We start from the raw sequence: 24906 nt of genomic DNA on the forward strand, positions 1-24906 counted from the left end.
CTTTTTGGTGCTTGCAGCCCTACCAGCCGCGGGCGCGCCACTCCTCCAGGTGCGGGCGTTCGGCACCGAGGGTGGTTGGCTTGCCGTGCCCCGGATGGACGACGGCGGTGTCCGGGTAAGTGCCGAACAGCCGCTCCGTGACGTCGGACAGCAGCTGGTTGAACCGCTCCGGATCCTTCTGGGTGTTGCCCACTCCGCCCGGGAACAGCGAGTCCCCGGAGAAGATGTGGGCGGGCCCTTCCGGGTCCTGGTACACGAACGCGATGGATCCCGGTGTGTGGCCGCGGAGGTGGACTGCCGCGAGCTCGAAGCCGTCCACGGCTACCTTGTCCCCGTGCCCAAGCGGCATGTCCACCGGAACGGGCAGCGCGTCGGCGTCGTCCGCCCCGGCAGCGGTCCGCGCCCCGGTTGCTGCCACCAGTTCCTTCAGGGCCCGCACGTGGTCCCAGTGCTGGTGGGTGGTGGCAACCAGGGTGAGGTGCGCCTGCGCGCCGGTGTCGCCGGCCCCGTCCGCGAGCAATTGCCGGATGGCCGGGAAATCGTCGGCGGCGTCGATCAGCAGTTGCCCGCCGCTGGCTTTGGCCGTCAGCAGGTACACGTTGTTGTCCATGTCGCTGACGGAGATGCTGCGGATGGTCAGTGCCGGCAGGTCGTAGAGAAGCGAGTCCATGGGCTTCAGTCCTGGGATGGCTGCAGGTCGAGCGGCATGGTGGTCGAGTAAACCTGCTTGGACGGCGGCGTGGCCAGGATTTCACGCAGCGCGCTCTTGCCTTCCGGCGTGGCCCGCCAGGCAGCGTAATCGTCATGGTCCTGGGTGGTGGCCCAGGTTTCCACCACCAGGATGTGGCAGGGGTCGGCGTCATCCACCAGGGCTTCGATGCCCTGGTTTCCTGGCCAGGCCCTGGTGGCCGCGAGGGTTTCGGACAGGTATTTGGCGGCGTCCTCGCTGCGGGCGGGGTCGATCTGGACTTCGAAGTGGACGATGGCAGGCATGGGGCTCCTTAGCGTGGTTGAGGGGTGGGGTTGTGAAGAGAAGGTTTATTCCCGGCCCTGCGACACCCAGTTGGGGTCGGCGGAGCGGGAGCCGACGACGGCGTCCGAGGCTGCGTCAAGGGCCTCCAGGTGCCCCGGGGCCAGGTGCAAGGCCAGCGCGCCCAGGTTTTCGTCGATCCGGGAGGCTTTGCGGGTGCCGGGGATGGGAACCACCGGCAGGCCCAGCCGTTTGCCCTGGGCCAGCAGCCACGCCAGGGCCACCTGCGCGGGCGTCGCCTGCAGCTGGTCCGCGACGGACCGGACCGCGTCCACCACCGCCTGGTTGGCGCTGGCGGCATCCGGGGCGAAGCGGGGGATGTTCCGCCGGAAGTCCTTCTCACCCAGGCTTGCGGTGTCAACGGTGCCGGTGAGGAAGCCGCGCCCCAGGGGGGAGTACGGGACAAATCCCACGCCAAGGCTTTCCGCCGCGGGAACTACATTGCGTTCCACGTCCCGGCTCCAGATGGACCATTCGCTTTGGACCGCGGCGATCGGGTGGACCGCCGAGGCGTCCTGCAGTTCCTGTGCGGTCACTTCGGAGAGGCCCAGGTGCTTGACCTTTCCCTGCTCCACCAGCTCTGCCATGGCGCCCACGGTTTCCTCGATGGGCACGCGGACGTCGCGGCGGTGCATGTAGTAGAGATCGATCACGTCCGTCCCCAACCGCTTCAGGCTGCGCTCCACGGCCTGGTGCACGTAGGCGGCGTCGCCGCGGATGTCCGTGTAGCCGTCCGTCGGCGTGCCCACCAGCGCGAACTTGGTGGCCAGCTGGACCTCGCCGCGGCGCTGCTTGAGGAGCTGGGAGATCAGTTCCTCATTGCTGCCCCCGCCGTAGATGTCGGCCGTGTCAATGAAGCTGACACCGGCGTCGACGGCGTGGTGCAGCGTCCGGAGCGCCTCCGCGGGGTCCACCTCGCCGTAGACAGGGGTGAGGGCCATGCCGCCGAAGCCCAGGGGGCTGACTGCCAGCCCGTCACCGAGCTGGACAGTGTTGCCGTGGTCGGTTGGTGCGTTTGCCATAGGTGCTCCTGTTCGTTTCCTGATGACCAAATTACCGCCAGGGGATGACCCGGTCCGCGCCGGGGCGCGTGGCCTGGATCAGCACGGCGTTGGCTTCGTCGGGGCCAGTGGCCCAGGCCTGGGCAGCCTCCCGGGCCATGCCGAAGGATACGTGCCGGTCCACCAGCCGCTGCAGGCGGAGCGCGGGCGGGGTCTCGAGGAACCACACTTCATCCAGCTGCGCCCGCACCTCTTTCCATGGCTCCTGGTCGGCCAGCAGGTAGTTGCCCTCCGTGATCACCAGCTGCACGTCGGCCGGGACGGCGATGGAGGCCGCCACCGGTTCGTCCAGGGTGCGCCGGAACTCGGGCGCGTACACCACCGCCTCGTCCCGCGCCGCCAGCCTCCGCAGCAGCGAAAGGTACCCGCCGCCGTCGAACGTGTCGATGGCGCCTTTGCGTTCCCGCAGGGGGGTGCCCTCGATGACCGCGTTGCCCAGGTGGAAGCCGTCCATCGGGACCACCACGGAAGTGCCCGGGGTGAACTGCTGCCGGATCCAGGCCGCGAACGTGGACTTGCCGGACCCGGGGGCCCCGGCGATTCCCAGGATGGTGCGGGTCCCGGGCGTCACCCTGCTCCGGAGCGCGGCCATCGCTTGGGTGATCTCGGGGGAGTCCATGGCAAAAGCCTAGTGTGTGCCGGTCCGCGCCGTATCCGGTGCCGTGGCCGGCTGCCCGCCGGCATGTCCCGCGGGGAGCGCCTTCAGCCCTGCGGCGCAGCCCACGATTCCGGCGATGAACAGCAGTTTGACCACGCTGAAGGGTTCGGTGCCGGTGGCCATGGCCCACCCGACGGTCAGCGCGGCGCCGATACCCACCCATACGGCGTAGGCCGTGCCCAGGGGGATGCTGCGGATGGCCAGGCCCAGGCCCAGCATGCTCAGCGCTGCCGTGACGGCAAACACTGCGGTGGGCAGGGGCCTCGCTAGGCCGTCGGACAGGCCCAGGGCCGTGGCCCAGACCGCCTCGAGGACGGCCGAGGCCAGCAGTACCAGCCAGGAAACCGCTCGCATCACGCCACCACCTTAAGGCCAACCACGCACACGGCGATGCCGGACAGCAACAGCAGCCGTGCCGCCGTCGGGCGTTCCACCCTGGTGGCCATCGCGTAGGCGGAGGTCAGGACCACGCCAACCCCCACCCACACGGCGTACGCCGTCCCGGTGGGAATAGCCTGCATGGCGAAGGCGAGGCCGCCGGTGCTCGCGGCGACCGCCACGAGGAACAGGGCTGCGGGCGCGAGCCTGCGGCGGCCCGAAACCTGGGCGGCCCGGTGCAGTGCTGCAGCCCAGACGGCTTCCAGCGCCCCGGAAAGAAGGAGGATGATCCACGGCATGGCAAGTTCCTTTGGCCAGTCTTGTCGCATGCCGGGTACTGAACCGTCGTCCGGAGGCTCGGGTGCGGAGCCTTGGATTCCAGCGTAGCAACGCACGACGGCGGGCGGCCACCGGTGGTGCCGAAGCTCACCAGGGGCTCCACCGGGGAGTTGCCGCCATTCAGCCGCTCCGCTGGGACAACAACTGTTCAATCCGCTCGGGTGCGTACAGGCTTTCCTCCACAAGCCGGCAGAGCCCAACAGCAGTGGAGGTCCGGCTGTCTGCCGGGACGATCTCAAGGTCCACCAGGGAGGGTTCGAAAGCGTCGTCCAGGATTTGCCGCCGGCACGCGGCCAGGAAGTCCGGCAGTACTCCCACGAGGCCGCCAATGGCCAGCCGTCCAGGGTTCAGGGTGCCCACCGTGGCCGCGAGCGCACGGCCCAGCACCCGTCCAGCTTCGGCCACGGCAGCTCCCACGGCGGGATCATCGCCGCAGGCGTCAACGAGCTGCCGCAGCGTTCGGTATTTCGCCAGCTGCGGGGCTGCCAGCAGTGCCCGTCCTGATGCCACTGCGGCGAGGCAGCCGTCCCTGCCGCAGCGGCAGCGGTGCCCGGACGCTTCCGGAATGCGGACATGGCCGATATCCCCTGCGGCGCCGTGGGCGCCCCGGACCAGGGCACCCCCGACGATGATCCCGGAACCGATGCCGGTGCTGACCTTCACGGCAACAAGGGATTCGAGGGGGTCCCGGACCTCCCCGACGGCCATGGAGCGCGCATCGTTTTCCAGGAGGACAGGGCAGTCGAGCATCCCTTCCATGGCTTCCTGCAATCGCTGCAGGTCCCAGTGGGCCAGGACGGTGCGCTCAAGTCCCAGGCGGTGCAGGGGGTCCACGGGCGCGGGCAGGCCCACCCCGGCTCCTACCGCCTGCCGGCCGTCGAGCAGGCGAAGGGCCACCTCGATGGCCTGGCCGGCCACGGCCTCCTGGGATTCCCTGATGTCCACGGGCACCCGGGCGGCGGCAACGATCTCCCGGCCGAGCGACAGCAGATGGATGCCGGCATGGGTGTGCCCTATTTCGATGCACACCACCAGCTTGTTGCGGTCGTCGAAGCGCAGGGCCCGGGGCGGCCTGCCCCGCTGGGAGCGCAGCGGGGTGGATTCGTAGACGAGGCCTGCGGCGAAAAGCGCGTCCAGCCGCTCATAGAGGGTGGACCGCGCCATGCCGGTGAACTCGAGGAGGTCCGCGCGGCTGTAGCCTGCCGCGTTGGACCGCAGCAACTGGAGCAGGTCGCCGGCCCTGGTCGCGAGACCTGCAGGGGGCTGGCCTGAGCCGCCCACCAGTGTTCTCTGCTCGGTCATGCCGGCGGCTCCCTTCCGGCTTCAGGCGGTCCGCTGCGGAGCCGGATCATTGACGTGTTCCAGATCACACAATTATGATCGATCATCAGACAAAAACATTACAGCCCTTGCCAGCAGGAGGCACCATGTCCGATCTTGCGTTTGACGGCGTCACCCGGCGGGCCGTGCTGAAGGGAGGCCTCACTGCCCTTGCGGCGGGACCCCTGCTTGCAGCCTGCGGCGTGAACACCAGCGGGAGCGGGGGAGCCGGCTCGGTCAGCTTCCTCTCCACCCAGTTCTCTCCGGTGGAGGAGCGGCAAAAGTACGAGGCAACGCTGAAGAAGTTCGCCGGCGACATCAGCGTCGCGTACAACCCTGTTGATACGGGCGTTTTCAACACCACCCTCAAGTCCCAGCTTTCCGCCGGGAAAGTCGAAGTGGGCATCGCCGGCGGCCTCCACGGCGACCTGGTCCCCTTCGCCTCGCAACTGGAGGACCTCAGTTCGCTGATGAATGACCTCTCCTCCGCAGGCTATTCGGACGACGTCAAGGAACTGGCCAAGCTCGGCACCGATGTCCCCCGGTACATCCCCTGGATCCAGGCAACCTACGTGCTGGCCATCAACAAGAAGGCCCTCGCCTGGCTGCCCTCCGGAGCGGACGTCAACAAGCTCACCTACGACCAGTACCTGGAGTGGGCCAAAGCTGCCAAAGCCGCCAACGGCCGGCCTGTGTTCGGTATCCCCGCGGGGCCCAAGGGCCTCCACCACCGCTTCTACCAGGGATTCCTCCTGCCCAGCTTCACCGGCGGGCAGGTCACCACGTTCCGCAACGCGGATGCGGTCACTGCGTGGACCTACATGCGTGAGCTGTGGGCCAACACCAACCCGGCCTCCACCAACTACGACTTCATGCAGGAACCCCTGGCCAACGGCGAGGTCATGGTGGCGTGGGACCACGTGGCACGCCTGATCACAGCGGTCAAGGACAAACCGGATGACTGGCAGATGGTTCCGGCGCCGTCCGGGCCCAAGGGCAAGGGCTACCTGCTGATTGTCGGCGGCATGGCCGTCCCGCAGGGCTCCCCGGAAAAGGACAAGGCGTTCCAGCTGATCAAGGCCCTGTCCAAGCCCGAGGCACAGATCGAAACCCTGAAGTCCAATGCGTTCTTCCCGGTGGTGAAGGCAGACATCGGCAGCGACCTCCCCGGCGGCATCGCCCTGGAGGCAAAGGCCGTCAAGGCGCAGGAAGAGGCCTCCGATGCACTGCTGGCCCTGCCGCCGGTGGGCCTCGGAGACAAGGACCCCCAGGTATCCCAGCTGTTCAAGAACTGCTTCCAGGAGATCTGCCTGAACAACGCCGACGTCAAGGCAACCCTGGATCGCCAAGGTGCGGAACTGGCGAAGATCATGGACTCCCTCAACGTCCCCTGCTGGCCGCCAGACCCCAAAGCGGCGCAATGTAAGGTCGCGTGATGGCCGCCCCTGACGCCCCCGCGGCCGCCAGGCCTCAGCTCCCCCCTGCCCGTCCCAAAGGCCGGCCGCCCCGGAGAAGTGGAAACTCCGCGGCGCTGCTGCTGATTGCCCCGTCCATCGTGTTCATGACGCTCCTCTTCGGCTGGCCCATGGTCAGCGGCATCCTCCAGGCCTTCGGCGGTCCGGAGGGACTGACCACGGCGAACTTCTCCCGGATGGCGCAGGACCCCTACTTCTGGTCCTCCGTGGGAAACACGCTGCTGCTGATCGTGGTGATGATCCCCATCCAGTTCGTCCTGGCGCTCGCCATGGCCCTGCTCATCCGGGCCAAGCCGCGGGGATCCTCGGCCTACTTCTACATCTGGGCCATCCCCCTGGCCGTCAGCGACCTTGCCGCCGGCCTGGTGTGGCTGACGGTGTTCACCGACCGGGGCTACCTCAACTCCCTTCTGGCCTCGTTCGGGCTGGACCCGGTTTCCTGGCTCGCCTACGACAACTACCCGTCGATGTTCGGCGCGGTGCTGATCGCGGAGGTCTGGCGTGCCACCTCGCTGGTGTTCGTGATCGTGGTGGCGGGGCTGCAGTCCATCCCCAAGGATTATGAGGAGGCGGCAGGCGTGTTCGGTGCCAACTTCTGGAGCCGGCTTTGGCACGTGACCCTGCCTCTGCTGCGCCCCAGCCTCCAGACAGCCCTGATCCTGCGCACCATCCTTGCTTTCCAGACCTTCGCCGTCGCGCTGGCCCTCACCGGCCAGAACTTCCCGCTGGTGGTTGGCGAAACGTACCGCTGGTACACGGGACTGCAGGATCCCAACGTGGCGTCGGCGCTGGCGCTGGTGGTCATGGCCGTGTCGATGGTGACCGCGGTGGGCTACCTGAAACTTCTCCGTGACCAGTCGGAGGCGCCGCGATGAGCCACGCAACGACGTCCCGGGCCACGGAGCCGGCCGCACGCCCCGGGCCGGAGGTGGACCGCCGGCCCCTGGCACGCCGGCGCCGCAACAGGATCCTGCTGCAGGTGGCCTGCATCCTGATCACCCTGTTCATGGCGCTGCCGATCTACCTCATCGCGCTGGCCGCCATGTCCAGCCGGCAGTCACTGCAGAAGTTCCCGCTCAGCTTCATTCCGGACAACTTTTCCACCGAGACGATGCAGACGTTCCTGCAGTCCACCGGCATCCTGGGCGGCCTGATCAACTCGGTCCAGGTGGGTGTGTTCACCCTGGTGCTGTCGCTGATCGTCGGCGTCCCGGCCGGATACGCGGTGGCGCGCTTCGCCTTCCGCGGCAGGGACCCCTACCAGCTTTTCCTGCTCTTCACCCGGGCCCTGCCCATCGTGGTGCTGTCAGTCCCGCTGGCGCAGCTGTTCCTGCAGACGGGGCTGTACGACAGCGTCCTCGCCGTCGTCCTGCTCCACACGGCCCTGGCCCTGCCCACCACCATCCTGATCACCGCCTCGGTGTTCCTGGGAGTGCCGCGGGACGTCGAGGAAGCGGCACGTATCTTCGGCTGCAGCCCCCTGCAGGCATTCCTCAAGGTGGTGATGCCGATGGCCGTCCCGGGCATTGCCGCAGCGTCCATCTTCACGTTCGTGATGTCCTGGAACGAGGTCCTGGGCGCCTCCATCCTGACCCTGAACCAGCGCACCTTGCCGGCCCAGGTCCTCAGTTCGCTGGCCGAATCGCCGCTGGCCTACCGCTTCGCCGGCGGTTTCCTGCTGGTGCTTCCGGCGCTCATCTTCATCTTCTTCATGCGCCGCTACCTCACCAACATGTGGGGCTCCACCATCCGCTGACCGCTTTCCAAGAGAGGCTGTCCCATGGCTGACATCTCCATCAAGGGCCTGCACAAGACCTATCCGGGCAGTACTGAGCTGGCCACGAACAATGTCTCCCTCGACGTGGCGGAGGGCGAGTTCATGGTGCTGCTGGGGCCTTCGGGCTGCGGGAAGACCACACTCCTTCGCATGGTGGCCGGGCTTGATTTCCCGGACGAGGGCAGCATCTCCATCGGGGGCAGGGACGTGACCTACCTTCCCCCGCAGGACCGGAACCTTTCCATGGTGTTCCAGTCGTATGCCGTGTTTCCGCACCGCATGGTCCGGACCAACATCGCCTTCGGGCTGATGATGAAGAAGGTTCCGCGGGAGGAGATAGAGCGGAAGGTGAGGTGGGCAGCGGACCTCCTGCAGCTGAGCCCCTACCTGGACCGCTACCCGGCGCAGCTTTCGGGCGGGCAGCGGCAGCGCGTCGCCGTGGCCAGGGCCATCGTCATGGACGCCGACGTGCTGCTCATGGACGAGCCCCTGTCCAACCTGGATGCCCTCCTGCGCCTGGACTTCAGGGCCGAGCTGAAGAAGATCGTCCAGCAGCTGGGTTCCACCACGCTGTACGTCACCCACGACCAGGTGGAGGCCATGAGCCTCTCGGACCGGGTCGCCGTGATGAAGAAGGGGCAGATCGCCCAGCTGGGCAGCCCGCTTACGGTCTACGAAGAGCCGGCAGACCGGTTCGTGGGCGGGTTCATCGGGTCACCGCCCATGAACTTCCTGGACGGCCGGATCACGCAGCAGGGCGCCCTGGAAGTGGCCGGCCAGAACACGGAAGCCCCGGAATTCCTGGCGCGGGCGGCGGCCCGAACCGGCGGGAGCCCGGTGATGGTGGGCATCCGGGCGGAGAACATTGCGATTGCCGAACGGGGCTCCGATGGTTCCCTGGACGCCGTGGTGGAGGTAGTGGAACCGCTCGGGCACGCAACATTGCTGACAGTGGACCTGGGCGGGCAGACCGTCAAGGTGCAGGTCCCGTCGACGGTGCGGGTTTCCTCCGGGGACAAGGTGGGGCTGCGGTTCGATCCTGCCGCGGTCCGCTTCTTCGACACGGAGACGCAGCTGGGGCTGACCGCATGACCCCGGCCGGTGGAGAGCCCTACCCGGTTCCGGACCTTGAGGACCTGGGCCGCAGGGCCAGGGACGTGCTCGCCGCCAATGACCTCGGCACGATGGTTACCGCAGCGCCCAACCTCTACCCCCACATGTGGAGCTGGGACGCCGCCTTCGTGGCCGCTGGCCTGTCCACCGTGAGTGTGGCCCGGGCGCTGCAGGAACTCGATTACCTCCTTGCCGCGCAATGGGAGAGCGGGATGATCCCGCATATCGTGTTCTCCGACGTCCCCGGCTACTTTCCCGACGTCGAACGCTGGGGAACGCGGGGCGCCTCGCCGGAAGGGGTGCAGTCAAGCGGCATCTGCCAGCCGCCCGTGCACGCCACCATGCTGCGGCGCATCGTGGAACGCGCGACGGCGGCGGGCGGCGAAGACGCCCGGCTTGCGGAAGGCTTCGTGCGGCGGACCCTTCCCCACTGGATCCGGTGGCACGCCTGGCTGCGGAGCAGCCGCGGCGGCGACGGCTCGGGCCTGCTGACCATCTACCACGGCTGGGAATCCGGGATGGACAACTCACCGCGCTTCGACGGCCCCTACTCCCGGGTGAAACCGGGGGAGATGGAGCCCTTCGTCCGAACGGATACCCTCAAGGTCACCGACACCAGCCAGCGGCCCAGCGACGAGGAATACAGCCGGTATCTCTGGCTGGTCCAGCAAATGGCCGAGGTGCGGTTCGACGATGCCCGGCTTCCCGAAGTCATGGCATTCCAGGTCAAGGACGTCTTCATGTCCGCCATCTTCGCCGCCGCCAACGAGGACCTTGCGGTGCTGGCGGAGCAATTCGGACACCCCGGGGAGGCATCCCGGTTGCGGCAGTGGGCCAAGGAGTTCCGCGAAGGAGTGGACTCCACCGTGGACCCCCGCACCGGGCTGGCGCGTGACCGGGACGTGCTGACGGGGGAATGGATCGGGCTGCCCACCATGGCAGGGTTTGCACCGCTCATCTCCACTGCCAGCGGCCCCCTGCTGGAGCGGCAGCTGGAGCTTTTCGAGGGCCCTGACTGGACCGGGGACCCGCGCCTTGCCTTCCCGCTGCCGGCCTCCACGTCCACCACCTATGAAGGGCTGAAGCCCCGGCAGTACTGGCGCGGACCCGTGTGGCCCGTCATGAACTGGTACCTTGCCAGCTGCCTGCGGCGGCGCGGCGACGAGGAGCGGTACCACCGGCTGCGGGAGGCCTCCCTGGCGCAGCTGATGGAAGGCCACTACGCCGAATACTACGAGCCCTTCACCGGTGAGCCGCTTGGCAGCATGGACCAGTCCTGGACCGCGGCCGTCGCACTGGAATGGCTCGCTGATTCCGGGAACGGCTAGGCCGGTGGGTGGGTTGCCGCCGCCCACTGCCTCCGGACCTCCCGTGCGGCTCCTTATCGCCGGCGCGGGAGCGCGGGGTTCTGCATACGCACGTCTCGCCGCCGCAACCGGCCGAGCCGTGGTGGTGGGGCTTGCCGAGCCGCGCCGCCCGCTGCGGGAGGGCCTCGCCGCCGAGCTCGGGGTTCCGGTGGACGGGACCTTCGAGCACTGGCAGGCGATGCTGGCCGCCGGCGTTCCCGCTGACGGCATCATCATCGCCACGCCGGACCGCGAGCACACGGGGCCGTTCGCGGCCGCCGCCGCCCACGGTTACCCGATCCTCCTTGAGAAACCCGTCGCCGTGGACCCCGCGGGCTGCGAGGAGCTGGAACGGCTGGCCCGCGCGTCCGGGACCAGCGCCGTGGTCTGCCACGTCCTGCGGTACACGCGGCTGACTGGGCTGCTGCGGCAGCTTCTTTCCGGGGGCGCGGTGGGCCGGATCATCTCTGTCCAGCACCTGGAACCGGTGGGGTTCTGGCACTTCGCGCATTCCTATGTCCGGGGGAACTGGCGCCGGGAGGACCACTCCAGCCCCTTCCTGCTGGCAAAATGCACGCACGACGTCGACTGGCTGTCGTTCATCATCGGCAGCAGGCCGGCCCGGGTGTCCTCGTTCGGCCGGCTGACCCACTTCCGGCCCGGCGAGGCGCCGGCGGGCGCGTCCGCGCGCTGTACCGACTGTGCGGCCGAACCCAGCTGCCCCTACTCGGCCCTCAGGATCTACGGCCCGGGCCGTCCCGAAGGCAACGCCGAAGCCGATCCGGCACGCGCATATTTTGCCGAGGTGGTGGACCCCGGGGGGAACCGGGACTCGCTATGGCAGGCGCTGGCCACGGGTCCTTACGGCCGCTGTGTCTACTCCTCGGACAACGACGTGGTGGACCACCAGGTGGTGAACATCGAATACGAGGACGGGACGACGGCCGCCTTGACTGCCACCGCGTTCACCGCCGCCGGGCCGCGCCGCACCAGGATCTTCGGCAGCCACGGCGAGATCTCCATCGAGGCGGGGACCATCTCCGTCCACGACTTCCTGACCGGGACAACTGCCGTGCACAAGGTGCCGGCAACTGAGCCCAGCGTCAAGGGCGAGAGGCACGAAGGCGGGGACCGGGGCCTCGTGGAGGCCTGGGTGGCTGCCCTGGGAACCGGGGAGTGGTCCGGTGTCGTCTCCGGTCTGGAGGAATCCCTCGTCAGCCACGCCGTTGTGTTCGCAGCCGAGGAAGCACGCCGAAGCGGCGCCGTGGTGGCGGTGCGGCCTTTCAGTCCTCCGGGGTGACCGCGTCGATGGACACCACGGCCAGGAAGCCCCGGCCCACTATTTCGGGGGAGCGCTCATCCGAACCCGCCACGGAGTCGTACCGCTCCAGCTCCACGGGGTCCGCGTCCCCTTCGCGGACCTGCGCCTGGCCCTGCAGCAGCACCGCCAGCTGCCCCGCAAAAACCGGGTGGGCCCGTTTCCTGGACAGTTCGATGATGGATGCGTAGCCCCTGAAGGCTCCCGCCCTGGTGATGACGTTAAGGTCGCGGATGTCTCCGGTGGGCAGCTTCGCCGAGGTGGACGCCCCGCCGTCGAACCTCAACGGACGGTATTTCTCCAGCGGTTGCTCGGAACCGTCCACCGTAAGCAGCAGCAGCTCGCCCTCGATGACGGTCAGGACGCGCTCCATGCCGGGAAAAGTCGAGAAGTCGCCCGCCTTCGTCACATCCGCGATGCTCACCCGCCAGTCCCAGCCGCCGTCCGCCGAACCCTGCCGGGCGATCTCCCTGGTCACGCCCCCGCCGTTGCGCCACGGTTCGGCCTTGAGCTGTGCGAAACGGATGATCTGCATCTGGCCAGCCTAGTTCCCCGGCTGTGTCCGGCGTCGCAGGTTCAGCCCGCTCCCTGCTACTCTCCTGCGGGGGGTCAACACGAAAACAGCCTGAAGGAGCCGGGAATGTTCGTCAAAGTGTGTGGTCTCAGCACGCCCGAATCAGTCCGCGAAGCGGTGGACGCCGGAGCGGATGCCGTGGGGTTCGTCCTCACCGCCAGCCCGCGCGTGGTTTCGCCGTCGCAGGCCGCCGCCCTGCTGGCCGGGGTGCCTGAAGGTGTTTCGCCGATTGGCGTGTTCCGCGACGAGCCGGTGGCCGACGCCGTCGCCATCGCCCGCGCCGCTGGCCTGGAGTGGATCCAGCTGCACGGGCAACGGTCCCGGACGGACGTGGCAACAGTGCACGACGCCGGGATGAAGCTGGTCAGGGCAGTCACCATGGGTGCCGCTGCGGAAGAGTTCGAGGACTGGGGCGAGGACCTGCTCCTGATTGACGCGGCGGTGCCGGGGTCCGGGGAATCCTGGGACTACGCTTCCGTGGCCTCCCTGCCGGTCCTCCAGGGCCGGAAGTGGCTGCTCGCGGGCGGCTTGGAGCCGGGGAACGTACACCAGGCGTCGGCAGCGGCCCACGCCTGGGGAGTGGATGTCTCCTCCGGCGTGGAGGCTTCCCGCGGGGTCAAGGACCTGGCAAAGGTCCGGGCGTTCGTGGAAGCAGCGAAGGCGGCAGCAACCGTATAGGCGCCCTTTTCAGGGCTGGATCAGGGGAGTCCCCCATCTTTTGGCCAGGGGGCGTGTTTTGTCAGTGTCTGGGGGCAGAATGGCTGCATGAAGACACTCCTGAACATCATCTGGCTGGTTTTCGGCGGCTTCTGGCTGGCCCTGGGCTATTTCCTCGCGGGCGTGGTCTGCTGCCTGCTGATCGTGACCATTCCGTGGGGCATCGCCTCGTTCCGGATCGCTGCCTACACGCTGTGGCCCTTCGGCCGGATGGTGGTGGACAAGCCCGGCGGCAGCGGCGTTTTCTCGCTGCTGGGCAACGTCATCTGGCTGCTGGTGGCCGGTATCTGGATCGCCGTGGGGCATGTGCTGACGGCCTTCGCCATGGCCGTGACCATCATCGGGATCCCGCTCGCCATCGCCAACCTGAAGCTGATTCCGGTGTCCCTGATGCCGCTGGGCAAGCAGATCGTGCCCACCAGCACCCCGTTTGCCAGCAACTACCCGGCCAGGACCTACCGCTAGGACCCGCCCGGCTCCGTCCCGGAAGCGAAAGCCTCTGGACGGAAGGCGCCGCTGCGCAGGATGGCCACGGAATCGCTGTCATCAAGTTCGGCGGCGATGTCCACGTCCGCGGTGTAACCCCCGCCCGACAGTTCCCTGCCGCTGGAACAGTGGTGCAGCAGTTCACGCAACCTCGGCTCTGAGGCCTCAAAAACAGCCAGGGCCGCCACCGCTTCAGGGGCGTACCCGTGCCTGCCGTCCTCAGCCTCATAGCCGCCCTTGCCCGCGGCCACCAGCCCGGCGATGAACGCACCCGCCCCGATCTGGTCTTCGACGGCAGGGCGCAGGGTGCCGTCCGGCCACCGCTCCCCGGCGGCAACCACCGCCACCACGGCGTCGCCGGGGAGGTTCGCCGCCACCCAGTCCGCCGTTGCGGCAGCATTGCGCAGGCAGGCCACGGCCACCAGCGGCACGTCGTCTGCCAGCGCGTGGCACAGCTCCGCCCCGTTCGGGGAGGGCAGGACCAGCCGTTCCAGCGGTGCGGCGCTCCGGATGCTCGCCGGCGAGAGGCTCAGCCCGCCGCCGTCCCGCGGCCCGGCAAGTTGCGCCTGATGGTGCGCGGCGAAATCCTCTGCGGTGGTATCCCTCCACGGGTAGGGGAAGACCTCGGCTCCCCGGTCGAGGGCCACGCTGACACAGGTGCCGAAGGACAGGACATCCACCACCACCGCGATGTCCGCACCCGGTGCCACGGTCCGGGCACCCTCCAGCCCCCAGTCCAGCCGGACCTCGAAGGGCAGTTGCCGGTGCGCGGCGTTCGCGGAATACGTGTGGCGCGGGTTGGACCGGGGTGCGTTCACGACAGTTCGCTTTCCAGGTTGCGGCGGGCCGCGTCATGCCAGAGATCCTTGGCACGCGGATGATGGAAGAGCGGGTCCAGTTCCAGCAGGTGGCGGACGACGGCGGCGCGGCCGGCAGCGAAGTCGGCGTCGCCGATGTGCGCGTAGTCCTTCCGGACGGCCGCAACGTAGCGGGCGTACTCCTCCGGTTCCCCGCCAAGGACGGAAAGGTCCGCGTCGCAGAGGAGGGCGCCGTCGTCGTCACCCGCTTCCGGCCGGTGGTCGGAGGTGAGGCGGACCAGCCGGGCCACTTCGGCCACCTCCGCCTCGGGCAAACCGGCCTGTTCCAGGCGTTCTTCCGCCAGGCGGGCAGACTCCTCCTCGTCCTGGCCGGCGGCCCCCCGGTACACGGCGTCGTGGAACCATGCCGCCAGCAGCACGGCGCGCGGCGGCTCGGCGGGTTCGGTGAGCAGGTCCAGTGCCTCCAGCACCGAGAGCAGGTGCGTGCAGCCGTGGTAGTGGCGGTGCGGTTCGCTCCACCGGTCCAGCAGGTCCAGGAACAGGGCATCGTGGCCGGGCAGAAGGGCCTCCCAGCGGTTCAGCAGGGGAACCTTCAGTGACTTGTTCCGCCGCCGGGCCGGGATCCGCAGTCCGCTTGAGATCAGTTTGCGGACCAGGACCCTGCCTTCCACGGCGATTGCCCCGGAAGCCACCAGTTCGCCAAGGCGCCGTTCCGGTACGTCGTAATGGTCGCCGTCGAATGCCCGCTCAGGAATTCCCGCGGCCGCGGCGAAGGCGTGCAGCTCCTCGAGGGAGCTGTCCGAGACCATGTGGGAAAAGTGCGTTCCGTGGGCGGGCCACAGCGGGGGATCGATGTAGATGGCCACGGAAGGAAGTCTATGCCGTACACGGCCCAATCCCCGGATGGAACTGCAGTTCCTCGTTTACGACTCACAACGCCTGTTCCTTTCCGCATCTGCGGGTTAGGATCACATAGTGGCCCTCATCCGCGTTTCCGAAGCAGCCCGTTTCCTGGGCGTCAGCGACGACACCGTGCGCCGCTGGACGGACCAGGGAGTCCTGGCCCCCCGGCGCGACGAGTCCGGAAGGCTGGCCGTGGACGGCCTTGAGCTGGCCACCCATGCCCGGAAGCTCTCCCAATTGCCGGAGGATCCGCAACGTGGCGGCAGCTCGGCACGCAACCGGTTCGTGGGCCTTGTCACCAACGTCGTCGCCGACAAAGTCATGGCGCAGGTGGAGCTGCAGTGCGGTCCCTTCCGCGTTGTCTCGCTGATGAGCAGCGAGGCGGTGCGCGAGCTTGGGCTGGAACCGGGCTCAGTGGCCACCGCCGTGGTCAAGGCGACAACGGTCATTATCGAATCCCCCAGGGGCCGGGCATAATGCGGCCGGGCATGATGCGCCCGCTCACAGCCGCCAGGCGGGGCCTCCATGCTGCCCTTGCGGCCGGCGTCCTCCTGCCCGCCGTGCTCACCGGGTGCGCCCCGGCGGCCAGCACCACGGCGGATGAAAGCGCGGGCGCACGGCCGGCCGGCACCATCACCGTCTTTGCGGCCGCTTCCCTCAAGGGCACCTTTACCGAACTCGCGCACACGTTCGAAACGGCCAACCCGGGAACCTCCGTCACCTTGAGCTTTGCCGGGTCCTCCGATCTCGTGGGCCAGATTAACCAGGGTGCCCCCGCGGACGTCTTCGCGTCGGCCGATGCAGCCAATATGCAGAAGCTGCGGGACACCGGCCTTGCCGACGGCGCGCCGCGGAACTTCGCCACCAATACCCTCGCCATCGCAGTACCACCCGGCAACCCGGCCGGTATCGCATCGCTGAAGGACCTGGTGCGCCCGGGCGTCAAGCTGGTCACCTGCGCCAGGCAGGTTCCCTGCGGGGCCGCGGCGGCCCGCGTGGCCGAAGCGGCCGGCCTGGAACTCAGGCCGGTGAGCGAGGAGAATTCCGTCGCGGATGTGCTGGGCAAGGTCGCCTCCGCCGAGGCAGACGCCGGCCTGGTCTACACCACGGACATCACTGCGGCAGGAACCAAGGTCGCCGGTATCAACTTCCCGGAGTCGCAGGGCGCCGTCAACACTTACCCCATCGTGGCGACCACCACGGGCCGGAACAAGGCAACGGCGCAGGCCTTCCTGGACCTGGTCACCGGCGCGGAAGGCCAGAAAGTCCTGGCGGCGGCCGGATTCGGCCCGGGCAGCCAGTAGCTTAAGTCACAGCCGCTTCAGGACGGGAAGGAAAGTGCATGGCACACGCAGAGAACACCATCACCATTAATCGGCCTGCCCGCGAGGTGTACGACTTCCTCGCAGACGGCCTAAACAACACGGTGTGGCGCCAGGGCGTGCAGTCCATCTCGCTCAGGGAAGGCAACGCCGGGGAACGCGGAGCCGTGTACAGCCAGACCCTGACCGGACCGAAAGGTCGTCCCCTCCAGGGCGACTACCGGATTACCGAAGCCCAGCCAGGACGCTTGCTGGCCTTTGAAGTGGTCGTAGGCCCCGCCCGGCCCCTTGGCACCTACACGCTCACGGAGGCCGGCGGCGGCACCACCGTGAACTTCAGCCTTGATGCCAAACTGCCGGTCCTGATGCGCGTCCTGGATTCCCTGGTCACCAGGACCATGGAGTCGGAGGTGGCCCAGCTGGCCAGGCTCAAACAGGTACTCGAGGGCCACTGAATTCCAGGGAATCGCAACGCGCCAGGCAAAGGGCGCAGGACAGGACGGCACGAGGTGGGTCGGCAGGCATACACAGGGGTCCCGGGCTGGGTCCGGGCTTTGGCGGTCGTTGCCGCCGTCGTGGTGGTCCTCCCACTGCTGGCCATGGTCCTGCACGTGGACTGGACGCACTTCGTCCCGCTCGTGACGTCCGAGTCGTCGTTGACGGCCCTTTCGCTGAGCCTGCGGACCTCCGCGGCCAGCACCGTCCTGTGCATCGTGCTCGGCGTGCCGCTGGCCGTGGTCCTCGCCCGGGACACCTTCCGGCTGCAGGGCCTGCTGCGCTCGCTGGTGCTCCTGCCGCTGGTGCTTCCGCCGGTGGTGGGCGGCATCGCACTGCTCTACACGTTCGGACGGCAGGGGCTGCTGGGCCGGACCCTGGAGGTGCTCGGCCTGCAGATCGCCTTCTCCACCGCCGCGGTTGTGCTGGCGCAGACCTTTGTTGCGCTGCCGTTCCTGGTGGTCAGCCTGGAAGGGGCGCTGCGGACGGCGGGATCCCGCTATGAGGCGGTGGCAGCCACCTTGGGCGCGCCGCCGGGCACCGTGTTCCGGCGCGTCACGCTTCCGCTTGTCCTGCCGGGCCTGGCTTCCGGCGCGGTGCTTGCCTTCGCCCGCAGCCTCGGCGAGTTCGGCGCTACGCTGACCTTCGCCGGCAGCCTCCAGGGGGTGACCAGGACCTTGCCGCTGGAGATCTACCTGCAGCGTGAAACAGACCCGGACGCCGCCGTCGCGCTGTCCCTGGTGCTGGTGGCCGTCGCCGTCGCGGTGGTTGCCCTCGCTTACCGCCGCCCGGCCGTTGCCCGCACCGGCTTGGGACGGACGACGACGGCGGCACCGGCAGGAAGGAACGTCGCGTGACCTTGTCCTACCAGGCAGTCGTGGCCGAACGGGGTTTCGACGTGGCGCTGGAGGTGCGGCCGGGGGAAACCGTGGCGGTCATGGGGCCCAACGGCGCCGGCAAGTCCACCCTGTTGTCCAGCATCGCCGGCCTGCTGCGGCCGGACAGCGGCCGGGCCGAACTCAACGGCAGGACCCTGTTCCATCTTGGCGGACAGGCAGGCGGCGAAAAGCAGGCCTGGACGCCCCCGCACTTACGCGGCACGGCCCTGCTGGCCCAGGAGCCGTTGCTGTTTCCGCACTTGAGCGCCGCGGACAACGTGGCGTTTGGGCCGCGCAGCGCCGGCGCCGGCAAGCGTGCGGCCCAAGAGATGGCACTGCGCTGGCTGGCCGAGGTGGGCGTCGAAAACCTTGCCGCACGGCGCCCTGCCGAACTCTCCGGCGGCCAGGCCCAGCGCGTGGCTGTGGCCCGGGCGCTCGCCGCAGACCCTGCACTCCTCCTGCTCGATGAACCCCTCGCTGCATTGGACATCCACTCGGCCCCGCTGCTGCGCCGCCTCTTCAAGCGGGTCCTCGAGGGGAGGCAGGCCATCATCGTCACCCATGACGTCCTGGACGCGCTGATGCTCGCCGACAGGGTGGTCATCCTGGAAGACGGGAAAATCGCCGAGGAGGGCCCCACCCGGGAGGTGCTGGAGCGCCCCCGCAGCCGTTTCGCCGCCGGTCTGGCCGGACTGAACTTCGTGCCCGGCGTCCTGGATGCTGCCGGGGTGCGGACCGCCGGGGGCCTGGAGATTGCCGGGCACGCCGAAGACCCGGACCGCCCAGTGGAATCTGCCCCCTTGGAACCCGGCGCCGGGGAAACGGCCCCAACGCCGGGCAGCCCCGGCGTCGCCGTCTTCCCGCCGTCGGCCGTTTCCGTCTTCCTTGACGACGCGCACGGCAGCCCGCGCAATTCCTTCCCGGTAACCATTACCGACCTGGAGCCGCACGGCGACCAGGTCCGCGTCCGGGGCGGGGGCCTCGCGGCCGACATCACGCCTGCCGCGTCCGCGGACCTCGCGCTGGTCCCGGGCATGACCGTGCACTTCGTGGTCAAGGCGGCCGCCGTGTCCGTGTACGGGTCGTAGGCGAAGCTGGCGGCGCGGCATCCATGCAGGTGCGGGGATCCCGGCGGGACTTCCGGCTCTGGACAGTTGTTTCGCCGTAGGCAAACATGGCTAGTGAACCTCGTCCGGCAAAGTTGAGCGTAGTACACTCAACTTAGTCAACAAGCCCCCGAAAGGAGCTCTCTTTGGACGTCAAATTCACCACCAAGAGCCAGGAGGCTCTTTCCGCCGCGGCGATGAACGCTTCGACGGCCGGCAACCCGCAGGTGGAACCGGCCCACCTCCTCAAGGCCTTGATGGACCAGCGGGAGGGCGTCGCCGTCGCACTGCTCCGCGCCACCGGGGCCGATCCCGACGCGGTCAGCGTCCAGGCCAGCAGTGCCATTAAGGCCCTTCCTGCCACGTCCGGCGGCTCAAGCCAGCAGGCACAGCTGTCCCGCCCGGCCCTCCAGGCCATCCAGCACGCGAAGGAAGAGGCGGACCGGCTGGGGGACAGCTTCGTGTCCACCGAAGTGCTCCTCATCGGCCTCTCGGACGGCAACGAGGCCGCTGCACGCCTGCTGCGCGACGCGGGCGCATCCCGCGAAGCGCTGCTCGCCGCGCTGCCCGGTGTCCGTGGTGACCGCAAGGTGGACAGTCCCGACCCCGAGAACACCTTCCAGGCGCTTGAGAAGTACGGCACGGACCTCACCGCGATGGCACGGTCCGGCAAGCTCGACCCCGTGATAGGCCGTGACTCCGAAATCCGGCGCGTCGTCCAGGTCCTGTCCCGGCGCACCAAGAACAATCCGGTGCTCATCGGCGAACCGGGTGTGGGCAAGACCGCCGTGGTGGAAGGGCTCGCGCAGCGGATGGTGGCGGGCGACGTCCCCGAAAGCCTGCGCGGCAAGACGCTGATCTCCCTGGACCTTGGGTCCATGGTTGCAGGTGCGAAGTACCGCGGTGAGTTCGAGGAGCGGCTGAAAGCGGTCCTCGAGGAGATCAAGGGCTCTGAAGGCCAGATCGTCACCTTCATCGACGAGATCCACACCGTGGTCGGTGCCGGTGCCACCGGGGACTCGTCCATGGATGCCGGCAACATGCTCAAGCCCATGCTGGCCCGCGGCGAGCTCCGGCTGATCGGTGCCACCACCCTGGACGAATACCGCGAAAACATCGAAAAGGACGCGGCCCTGGAACGCCGCTTCCAGCAGGTCTACGTCGGCGAGCCCAGCGTGGAGGACACCATCGGTATCCTTCGCGGCCTGAAGGAGCGCTACGAGGCGCACCACAAGGTGTCCATCGCGGACTCCGCCCTGGTGGCCGCCGCAACTCTCTCCAACCGGTACATTTCCGGCCGCCAGCTGCCGGACAAGGCCATCGACCTGGTGGACGAGGCCGCCTCCCGGCTGCGCATGGAAATCGACTCCGCCCCCGAGGAAATCGACCAGCTGCGGCGCCAGGTGGACCGGCTCACCATGGAGGAGCTGGCACTGTCCGGCGAATCCGACCCCGCCTCCGTGGAGCGGCTTGCTGCACTGCGTGCCGACAAGGCTGACAAGGAAGAGGAGCTCTCGGCGCTGAACGCGCGCTGGGAGGCCGAAAAGGCAGGCCTCAACCGGGTGGGCGACCTGAAAGCGAAGCTTGACGAGCTGCGCTCCGCCGCAGACAAGGCCCAGCGTGAAGGCGACCTCGAGACCGCCTCGCGGATCCTCTACGGAGAAATCCCCGCCCTCGAACGTGAGCTGAACGCCGCCGCCGAAGCCGAGGCGGCGGTGGGGGAGAAGCCGGCCCAGATGGTGGCCGAGGAAGTGACGGCGGAGGATATCGCCGAGGTCATTTCCGCATGGACCGGCATCCCGGCCGGCCGCATGCTGCAGGGCGAAAGCCAGAAGCTGCTGCACATGGAGGAGGAGCTGGGCAGGCGGCTCATCGGCCAGTCCAAGGCCGTGGCTGCCGTCTCCGACGCCGTCCGCCGCGCCCGGGCCGGCATCAGCGACCCCAACAGGCCTACCGGTTCCTTCCTGTTCCTGGGCCCCACCGGCGTCGGCAAGACCGAGCTGGCCAAGGCGCTGGCGGATTTCCTGTTCGACGACGAACGCGCCATGGTGCGCATCGACATGTCCGAATACGGCGAAAAGCACTCCGTGGCACGGCTGGTCGGGGCGCCTCCCGGTTACGTCGGGTACGAGGAAGGCGGCCAGCTGACCGAGGCCGTCCGCCGCCGCCCGTACTCCGTGGTGCTGCTGGACGAGGTGGAAAAGGCCCACCCCGAGGTATTCGACATCCTCCTGCAGGTGCTCGACGACGGCCGGCTCACCGACGGGCAGGGCCGCACCGTGGACTTCCGGAACGTGATCCTGGTGCTCACCTCGAACCTGGGCAGCCAGTTCCTGGTGGACCAGACCCTGGATGCCGAGGCCAAGCGCACCGCCGTCATGGCCACCGTCAACGCGTCCTTCAAACCGGAGTTCCTCAACCGGCTCGACGAGGTCGTGCTGTTCGATGCGCTGTCGATGGAGGAGCTGGGGCACATTGTGGAGCTGCACGTGGCCGAACTGGGCCGGCGGCTGCGCGAACGGCGCCTCACCCTGGAGGTCACGGACGGGGCAAAGGCGTGGCTGGCCCTGTCCGGTTACGACCCCGCCTACGGTGCACGGCCGCTGCGCCGCCTGGTGCAGCGCGAGATCGGTGACCGGCTGGCCAAGGGCATCCTGGCCGGGGAGATCAGCGACGGCGACACCGTCCTGGTTGATACCGCCGCCGACCTGGACGAGCTGACCAAGGGCAACGTCGACGCCCTGACGGGTACCCCCACCTCGGGCCTGTCGGTGCGGCGGAAGGACTAACGCGTCACATAGTGCAGGAGTGCTGCCCCGGCGGGATAGCCGTCAGGGCAGCACGCTTGCGTTAATGACGTTGCCGCCGTCGGCTGTGACGTAACAGTCCACGCGGCGGTCGCCTGATTCCCAGCTGGTGCTGCTGGGGAAACTGCGCTGGAAATTGAGTTGGTACTGGTTGGCCGCTGGGCCCAGCTTTGCCGCCTGGCAGGCCTCCAGAGCCTTCGCCTTCAAGGCTTCCGCCCCGGGATACTCAGCCTCCGCGGAGTAGTGGAACACTGCCACAAGCTGCGCCGAGTGTCCCGTGTCGCACGGTACCAGGGAGGAAGTCAGGGCTTCGGGATCGAAGTCCTTGAAGCAATCGCCCAGGGCGTACTGCGCAGGCGCCACGCCGTCCCGCGGCAGGGGCAGGGGAGTGGCGGCAGGGGTGGCCGTGGTCTGCAGCACGCCGGGCGCCTCCTGCGCCGCCGAGTCCTGGCCGGAGTCCGAGTTCAGCCACAGGGCCAGCCACACCAGTCCGGCAACAACGGCCAGGATGACGACGGCGAACAGCGCCTTCCAGAGTGCGGGCCCCCTGTGTGCGGGCTGCGGCTGCCCGGGTTCGGGGTGCGCCTGGGACCAGGTGACCGACGCGGGCGCGGGTACCGGTCCGTGGCCCGCGCCGTGGACCCGGGGTATCCCTCCCGTTGGCGGGGATGCAGGCTTTGGCGGGATGTCCTGGTGGTTCACGGGCGTGGATCTCCTGGGTTTCGTTCCGCGGCTCGCCGGGAAGCCGGCCAAAATCGGCAGTTCTTAAGCGACTCTACCGAAGAAAAAAGCCGGAATCCCGCGGGTGGAGGTGCGTCATGGTACCCCACAACGCCGTCCGGGCCCCGTGCTGGCAAGCGGGGGCCGCCGAAAGCATGTAATCTAGGTGTACGACAAATTGACCAAACATTCCGGGGCCTCACCGATCGCCAAGGTGACCACCTCCGGTCCAAGTACAAAAGGGGGTCACGCCATGGGGCGCGGCCGTCAAAAGGCAAAAGCTACCAAGCAGGCTCGGGATATTAAGTACTACTCCCCGAACACTGACTACTCGGCACTTCAGCGTGAGCTGACGGGCCCAGGCAGTCGTTCAACGAGCCGTTACTCGAATGAACCGGTTGAACCGGACTATTCGGCTTACGTGGACAAGTACGCGGATGATTTGGATGACGATGACGACGAGGTAGACCACCGTCGCATCGGTTAGTCGTTGACCGGGAACCGCATCGAGCCGGGCCCGATGTCTTCGTCAAACCCTTTTTACGGGCTTCTTCGCCGTGCCGCTTACGGGCCCTCCTTCCCCGTGCCATGGGCCCGCCGGATCGGCATGAGGGTCCGCGGTGGTCCTTCGGCTGCCAGGAACTGAAGGATAATACTGCTCACCATGGCCGGTTGTTCCAGCGGCAGTCCATGGGATGCACCCGGGACCACAGCCAGCTGACCCTGAGGTAATGCCTGATACAACGAGATCGTGTGCTGCAGTGTCACCAGATCGTCGTCGCCTGCCACCACAAGCACCGGCTGCCGGATGCGCGCTATGTCGGCAGGGGTCAGCGTGGGTTCGCTGCTCATGAGTCGCAGGGACTTACGCACTACTTCCTCGAAGTGCCCTGGCCCGTCGGGGGAACGTTCGGCATAGGCCCTCCCAAGCTCCTGCAGCGCTGGAGCCCCTGGATCCATCTCAACCGGCGCCATGCCGTCCACATGGAAGTTCGTGCCGATGACGACCAGTTTTGCCACGAGCTCCGGCCGTGCGAGGGCCATTAGGAGGGCGACAATGCCGCCATCGCTCCATCCGACGAGATGTGCGGGGACACCGGACACTTGCTCAAGGACGCGAACCGCTTGGCGGGCCATGTCGTCATAATGAAATTCCGCCTCCGAGTCTGCGGTGTAACCGTGGCCGCGACGGTCGAAGGCGATAACCCTGTAGTGGTCAGAAAGCCCTGGCCCGATGCTGTCGAGAAGCGCATCACTGTTGCTGAGGCCGCCGTGCAGCAGGAGCAGCGGAGCGCCCCGACCACCCCGGTCTTCAACCCAGGTCGGATGTCCGTCTATGTCCCTGAGGCTAGCCATGTGCTCTCCCGGTGAGGTGCAACCGTTGGTGACGGGCCACCTGCCGGTGGGGGGCAGCGGGTCCGTCTGTCGCCATTGTGCCCCCACACCAGTTGCTGCTCAAGGCCGTGTAGCGTTGTGCCATGGCAAAAGTTGAGGGATACCGTCATGGCGAGCCGTGCTGGGCTGACCTGCAGGCTCCCGACGTTGCCGCAGCGAAAGACTTTTATGGCCGGCTGTTCGGCTGGACGTATGAGGACTTTCCCACCCCGGACGGCCGCAGCTATGCGCAGGCCTTCATGGATGGCCGGCTGGTTGCCACCATCGCTCCCCAGGGTCCCCTGCAGCGGGCTGGCACCCCTGCCCAGTGGAACGTCTACTTCGCGGCCACGGACGCCGCGGCCCTGCTGGAGGATGCCGTTCACGCCGGCGGCGAGGTCCAGTTCGGGCCGGAGCAGGTGGGCGACACGGGCACGCTGGCCTTCCTCAGCCCGCCCGGGGGCGGGACCACAGGAATCTGGCAGGCCGGAACGCACCGTGGAAGCCAGCTCTTCAACGAGCCCGGTGCGCTGGCGTGGGCGGAACTTTTGACGCCCGAGCCGCAGGCCGCCGTCGGCTTCTTCCAGCAGCTGTTCGGGCACGAGGTCACCGAATACCCGCAGGACGACGGCGGCAGCTACAGCACGCTGCTCATCAACGGTGGCGAGGTGGCCGGCGTTGTTCCTGCCGGAGCGGGCGACGAGGCCGGCTGGCAGATCTACTTCGGCGTTGCCGACGTACGCCGCGCAGCTGACGCCGCCATCCAGGCCGGGGGCGAAGTCATCGTGGAGCCGGACGAGCAGCCCGCCGACGGCTCATTGGCCACCATCAGGGATCCCCAAGGCGGTGTGCTCAGCCTCATCCAGGTCGCTTAAATAGGTCGGGTCCCCG

At 68.1% G+C, this 24906-nt stretch carries 28 protein-coding genes and 1 riboswitch; of the genes, 16 read left to right on the plus strand and 12 right to left on the minus strand.

From position 1 onward, the window contains the following. Positions 1-19 precede the first annotated feature (19 nt). The 7 genes from AC3IMC_RS00855 to AC3IMC_RS00885 all read right to left on the minus strand — a co-directional run bounded on the left by AC3IMC_RS00855 (position 20) and on the right by AC3IMC_RS00885 (position 4768). Positions 20-670: an MBL fold metallo-hydrolase gene (locus AC3IMC_RS00855; protein WP_490916511.1), complete on the minus strand. Its 651-nt coding sequence runs from the start codon at positions 668-670 to the stop codon at positions 20-22. 5 nt (positions 671-675) lie between these two features. Beyond that, positions 676-993: a putative quinol monooxygenase gene (locus AC3IMC_RS00860; RefSeq protein ID WP_490916513.1), complete on the minus strand. Its 318-nt coding sequence runs from the start codon at positions 991-993 to the stop codon at positions 676-678. A 45-nt stretch (positions 994-1038) separates the two neighbouring features. Beyond that, positions 1039-2052, minus strand: a complete 1014-nt coding sequence (locus tag AC3IMC_RS00865; RefSeq protein WP_490916515.1) for an aldo/keto reductase — start codon at positions 2050-2052, stop codon at positions 1039-1041. A gap of 31 nt (positions 2053-2083) precedes the next feature. Beyond that, the gene (locus AC3IMC_RS00870) at positions 2084-2710 is read right to left on the minus strand and encodes a nucleoside/nucleotide kinase family protein (protein WP_490916517.1); all 627 of its coding nucleotides are present in this window, start codon (positions 2708-2710) and stop codon (positions 2084-2086) included. Between the two features lie 9 nt (positions 2711-2719). Then, positions 2720-3103 (minus strand): DMT family transporter, encoded by a 384-nt coding sequence (locus tag AC3IMC_RS00875; RefSeq protein ID WP_490916772.1) that lies wholly within the window; start codon positions 3101-3103, stop codon positions 2720-2722. Continuing rightward, entirely contained in the window at positions 3103-3426 is a 324-nt protein-coding gene (locus AC3IMC_RS00880) for a DMT family transporter (RefSeq protein WP_490916519.1), read from the minus strand. The genes AC3IMC_RS00875 and AC3IMC_RS00880 overlap by 1 nt, the downstream gene beginning before the upstream one ends. 10 nt (positions 3427-3436) lie before the next feature. Then, a riboswitch (guanidine-III (ykkC-III) riboswitch) is annotated at positions 3437-3502 on the minus strand. A gap of 84 nt (positions 3503-3586) precedes the next feature. Next, positions 3587-4768 carry an ROK family transcriptional regulator gene (locus tag AC3IMC_RS00885; protein ID WP_490916520.1) on the minus strand — a complete coding sequence of 394 codons (1182 nt, stop codon included), beginning with the start codon at positions 4766-4768 and terminating at the stop codon, positions 3587-3589. A gap of 125 nt (positions 4769-4893) precedes the next feature. On the opposite strand from AC3IMC_RS00885, the gene AC3IMC_RS00890 reads away from it, so the two are divergent. Genes AC3IMC_RS00890 through AC3IMC_RS00915 form a run of 6 tightly spaced genes read left to right on the plus strand, consistent with a single transcriptional unit; the run spans position 4894 to position 11797 of the window. Then, the gene (locus AC3IMC_RS00890; RefSeq protein WP_490916522.1) at positions 4894-6222 is read left to right on the plus strand and encodes an ABC transporter substrate-binding protein; all 1329 of its coding nucleotides are present in this window, start codon (positions 4894-4896) and stop codon (positions 6220-6222) included. Continuing rightward, positions 6222-7136, plus strand: coding sequence for a carbohydrate ABC transporter permease (locus AC3IMC_RS00895; RefSeq protein ID WP_490916524.1), 915 nt, complete (start codon positions 6222-6224; stop codon positions 7134-7136). The genes AC3IMC_RS00890 and AC3IMC_RS00895 overlap by 1 nt, the downstream gene beginning before the upstream one ends. Continuing rightward, positions 7133-8017: a carbohydrate ABC transporter permease gene (locus tag AC3IMC_RS00900; RefSeq protein ID WP_490916526.1), complete on the plus strand. Its 885-nt coding sequence runs from the start codon at positions 7133-7135 to the stop codon at positions 8015-8017. Before AC3IMC_RS00895 ends, AC3IMC_RS00900 begins: the two co-directional genes overlap by 4 nt. Positions 8018-8041: 24 nt before the next feature. Then, positions 8042-9130: an ABC transporter ATP-binding protein gene (locus AC3IMC_RS00905; protein ID WP_490916528.1), complete on the plus strand. Its 1089-nt coding sequence runs from the start codon at positions 8042-8044 to the stop codon at positions 9128-9130. Beyond that, the gene (gene ggh / locus AC3IMC_RS00910; RefSeq protein ID WP_490916530.1) at positions 9127-10479 is read left to right on the plus strand and encodes a glucosylglycerate hydrolase; all 1353 of its coding nucleotides are present in this window, start codon (positions 9127-9129) and stop codon (positions 10477-10479) included. Before AC3IMC_RS00905 ends, ggh begins: the two co-directional genes overlap by 4 nt. 43 nt (positions 10480-10522) lie before the next feature. Further along, the gene (locus tag AC3IMC_RS00915; RefSeq protein WP_490916532.1) at positions 10523-11797 is read left to right on the plus strand and encodes a Gfo/Idh/MocA family protein; all 1275 of its coding nucleotides are present in this window, start codon (positions 10523-10525) and stop codon (positions 11795-11797) included. Here the strand turns inward: AC3IMC_RS00915 and AC3IMC_RS00920 are convergent. Then, the gene (locus AC3IMC_RS00920) at positions 11781-12350 is read right to left on the minus strand and encodes a HutD/Ves family protein (RefSeq protein WP_490916534.1); all 570 of its coding nucleotides are present in this window, start codon (positions 12348-12350) and stop codon (positions 11781-11783) included. The two genes, AC3IMC_RS00915 and AC3IMC_RS00920, sit on opposite strands and share 17 nt — an antisense overlap. 105 nt (positions 12351-12455) lie before the next feature. On the opposite strand from AC3IMC_RS00920, the gene AC3IMC_RS00925 reads away from it, so the two are divergent. Together AC3IMC_RS00925 and AC3IMC_RS00930 are read left to right on the plus strand one after the other, a co-directional pair. Beyond that, complete coding sequence (locus AC3IMC_RS00925) at positions 12456-13067, plus strand: phosphoribosylanthranilate isomerase (RefSeq protein WP_490916536.1); 612 nt, start codon at positions 12456-12458, stop codon at positions 13065-13067. 87 nt (positions 13068-13154) lie between these two features. Next, positions 13155-13571, plus strand: coding sequence for a YccF domain-containing protein (locus tag AC3IMC_RS00930; RefSeq protein ID WP_490916538.1), 417 nt, complete (start codon positions 13155-13157; stop codon positions 13569-13571). Here the strand turns inward: AC3IMC_RS00930 and AC3IMC_RS00935 are convergent. Further along, complete coding sequence (locus tag AC3IMC_RS00935) at positions 13568-14410, minus strand: 2-phosphosulfolactate phosphatase (protein ID WP_490916540.1); 843 nt, start codon at positions 14408-14410, stop codon at positions 13568-13570. The genes AC3IMC_RS00930 and AC3IMC_RS00935 overlap by 4 nt on opposite strands. Further along, positions 14407-15276, minus strand: a complete 870-nt coding sequence (locus tag AC3IMC_RS00940; protein WP_490916542.1) for a DUF4031 domain-containing protein — start codon at positions 15274-15276, stop codon at positions 14407-14409. The genes AC3IMC_RS00935 and AC3IMC_RS00940 overlap by 4 nt, the downstream gene beginning before the upstream one ends. Positions 15277-15385: 109 nt before the next feature. On the opposite strand from AC3IMC_RS00940, the gene AC3IMC_RS00945 reads away from it, so the two are divergent. The 6 genes from AC3IMC_RS00945 to clpB all read left to right on the plus strand — a co-directional run bounded on the left by AC3IMC_RS00945 (position 15386) and on the right by clpB (position 21903). Then, positions 15386-15790, plus strand: coding sequence for a TOBE domain-containing protein (locus AC3IMC_RS00945; RefSeq protein ID WP_490916543.1), 405 nt, complete (start codon positions 15386-15388; stop codon positions 15788-15790). An 11-nt stretch (positions 15791-15801) separates the two neighbouring features. Continuing rightward, entirely contained in the window at positions 15802-16617 is an 816-nt protein-coding gene (gene modA / locus AC3IMC_RS00950) for a molybdate ABC transporter substrate-binding protein (protein WP_490916545.1), read from the plus strand. Between the two features lie 38 nt (positions 16618-16655). Further along, positions 16656-17090 (plus strand): SRPBCC family protein, encoded by a 435-nt coding sequence (locus AC3IMC_RS00955; protein WP_490916547.1) that lies wholly within the window; start codon positions 16656-16658, stop codon positions 17088-17090. A 54-nt stretch (positions 17091-17144) separates the two neighbouring features. Beyond that, positions 17145-17987, plus strand: coding sequence for an ABC transporter permease (locus AC3IMC_RS00960; RefSeq protein ID WP_490916549.1), 843 nt, complete (start codon positions 17145-17147; stop codon positions 17985-17987). Continuing rightward, positions 17984-19096 (plus strand): sulfate/molybdate ABC transporter ATP-binding protein, encoded by a 1113-nt coding sequence (locus AC3IMC_RS00965; protein WP_490916551.1) that lies wholly within the window; start codon positions 17984-17986, stop codon positions 19094-19096. The genes AC3IMC_RS00960 and AC3IMC_RS00965 overlap by 4 nt, the downstream gene beginning before the upstream one ends. A gap of 164 nt (positions 19097-19260) precedes the next feature. Beyond that, entirely contained in the window at positions 19261-21903 is a 2643-nt protein-coding gene (clpB, locus tag AC3IMC_RS00970) for an ATP-dependent chaperone ClpB (protein ID WP_490916553.1), read from the plus strand. 42 nt (positions 21904-21945) lie between these two features. Here the strand turns inward: clpB and AC3IMC_RS00975 are convergent, their stop codons facing one another. Further along, positions 21946-22623 carry a septum formation family protein gene (locus AC3IMC_RS00975; RefSeq protein ID WP_490916555.1) on the minus strand — a complete coding sequence of 226 codons (678 nt, stop codon included), beginning with the start codon at positions 22621-22623 and terminating at the stop codon, positions 21946-21948. A 271-nt stretch (positions 22624-22894) separates the two neighbouring features. Here AC3IMC_RS00975 and AC3IMC_RS00980 point away from each other — a divergent pair, with 271 nt between their 5' ends. Next, positions 22895-23128, plus strand: coding sequence for a DUF3073 domain-containing protein (locus tag AC3IMC_RS00980; RefSeq protein WP_221383741.1), 234 nt, complete (start codon positions 22895-22897; stop codon positions 23126-23128). Positions 23129-23205: 77 nt separating this feature from the next. Here the strand turns inward: AC3IMC_RS00980 and AC3IMC_RS00985 are convergent, their stop codons facing one another. Continuing rightward, positions 23206-23997 (minus strand): alpha/beta fold hydrolase, encoded by a 792-nt coding sequence (locus tag AC3IMC_RS00985; protein ID WP_490916557.1) that lies wholly within the window; start codon positions 23995-23997, stop codon positions 23206-23208. Positions 23998-24119: 122 nt separating this feature from the next. On the opposite strand from AC3IMC_RS00985, the gene AC3IMC_RS00990 reads away from it, so the two are divergent. Further along, on the plus strand, positions 24120-24890 hold the full coding sequence (locus tag AC3IMC_RS00990) for a VOC family protein (protein ID WP_490916559.1): 771 nt from the start codon (positions 24120-24122) through the stop codon (positions 24888-24890). Positions 24891-24906: the final 16 nt, after the last annotated feature.

The organism is Arthrobacter sp. E70, from assembly GCF_058266945.1.

Coding starts and splice junctions, on each gene's coding strand:
- AC3IMC_RS00855 (WP_490916511.1), bottom strand. CDS start 670: ATGGACTCGCTTCTCTACGACCTGCCGGCACTGACCATCCGCAGCATC.
- AC3IMC_RS00860 (WP_490916513.1), bottom strand. CDS start 993: ATGCCTGCCATCGTCCACTTCGAAGTCCAGATCGACCCCGCCCGCAGC.
- AC3IMC_RS00865 (WP_490916515.1), bottom strand. CDS start 2,052: ATGGCAAACGCACCAACCGACCACGGCAACACTGTCCAGCTCGGTGAC.
- AC3IMC_RS00870 (WP_490916517.1), bottom strand. CDS start 2,710: ATGGACTCCCCCGAGATCACCCAAGCGATGGCCGCGCTCCGGAGCAGG.
- AC3IMC_RS00875 (WP_490916772.1), bottom strand. CDS start 3,103: ATGCGAGCGGTTTCCTGGCTGGTACTGCTGGCCTCGGCCGTCCTCGAG.
- AC3IMC_RS00880 (WP_490916519.1), bottom strand. CDS start 3,426: ATGCCGTGGATCATCCTCCTTCTTTCCGGGGCGCTGGAAGCCGTCTGG.
- AC3IMC_RS00885 (WP_490916520.1), bottom strand. CDS start 4,768: ATGACCGAGCAGAGAACACTGGTGGGCGGCTCAGGCCAGCCCCCTGCA.
- AC3IMC_RS00890 (WP_490916522.1), top strand. CDS start 4,894: ATGTCCGATCTTGCGTTTGACGGCGTCACCCGGCGGGCCGTGCTGAAG.
- AC3IMC_RS00895 (WP_490916524.1), top strand. CDS start 6,222: ATGGCCGCCCCTGACGCCCCCGCGGCCGCCAGGCCTCAGCTCCCCCCT.
- AC3IMC_RS00900 (WP_490916526.1), top strand. CDS start 7,133: ATGAGCCACGCAACGACGTCCCGGGCCACGGAGCCGGCCGCACGCCCC.
- AC3IMC_RS00905 (WP_490916528.1), top strand. CDS start 8,042: ATGGCTGACATCTCCATCAAGGGCCTGCACAAGACCTATCCGGGCAGT.
- ggh (WP_490916530.1), top strand. CDS start 9,127: ATGACCCCGGCCGGTGGAGAGCCCTACCCGGTTCCGGACCTTGAGGAC.
- AC3IMC_RS00920 (WP_490916534.1), bottom strand. CDS start 12,350: ATGCAGATCATCCGTTTCGCACAGCTCAAGGCCGAACCGTGGCGCAAC.
- AC3IMC_RS00925 (WP_490916536.1), top strand. CDS start 12,456: ATGTTCGTCAAAGTGTGTGGTCTCAGCACGCCCGAATCAGTCCGCGAA.
- AC3IMC_RS00930 (WP_490916538.1), top strand. CDS start 13,155: ATGAAGACACTCCTGAACATCATCTGGCTGGTTTTCGGCGGCTTCTGG.
- modA (WP_490916545.1), top strand. CDS start 15,802: ATGATGCGCCCGCTCACAGCCGCCAGGCGGGGCCTCCATGCTGCCCTT.
- AC3IMC_RS00955 (WP_490916547.1), top strand. CDS start 16,656: ATGGCACACGCAGAGAACACCATCACCATTAATCGGCCTGCCCGCGAG.
- AC3IMC_RS00980 (WP_221383741.1), top strand. CDS start 22,895: ATGGGGCGCGGCCGTCAAAAGGCAAAAGCTACCAAGCAGGCTCGGGAT.
- AC3IMC_RS00985 (WP_490916557.1), bottom strand. CDS start 23,997: ATGGCTAGCCTCAGGGACATAGACGGACATCCGACCTGGGTTGAAGAC.
- AC3IMC_RS00990 (WP_490916559.1), top strand. CDS start 24,120: ATGGCAAAAGTTGAGGGATACCGTCATGGCGAGCCGTGCTGGGCTGAC.